Annotated in this window: 1 protein-coding gene; it reads left to right on the forward strand. The window is 40.2% G+C overall.

The genetic code is table 11. From position 1 onward, the window contains the following. On the forward strand, positions 1-537 hold a 537-nt coding region (locus tag HMPREF1495_RS13850; protein ID WP_034212109.1), incomplete at both ends, for a hypothetical protein.

Genomic DNA, 537 nt, shown 5'->3' on the forward strand with positions numbered 1-537 from the left:
CTTCAAGAAAGAAGGAACTTCATGTTGCCGGACATACTTATGTGAATGGTCAAGTTTTGACATTGACTGACGGTGGAAAGACAATAGAACTCAGACAGGAAATCAAACCTTCTGATGACGATCAGTATATTGCGGTACAGTATACTGCATACAACCCTAGTGCAACAGATACCATAGATTTTATGGTCGGTAATGAGACAGATACTATGCTTCCTTCTCAGGATGATGTTCCTATTTTCACTACAAGACATGGTGCAGGAGAGAAATTTGAAGGACTTCATTTCCAAAGTCATACATCTTCAACCTATCCATTAACCGTTTTTGATGTATATTCATCAGGAAACGGAGCCGGAATGGTAAAGAGAGATTCAAATGACCCTAGTGAAAACCGTGTTTGGGGTATGAGATATATACAGACAGGAAGTCATTATCATACAGATTGGGTATTCTCACAGGGATTCCCGGGAATGGTAAATGCCGGTGATAGTGCTGCGGCATTTTCAGCATACTTTAACTTAAAGCCAAGGGAGCAAAAAA

This window comes from Lachnoanaerobaculum sp. MSX33, assembly GCF_000512995.1.
GTDB lineage: Bacteria > Bacillota > Clostridia > Lachnospirales > Lachnospiraceae > Lachnoanaerobaculum.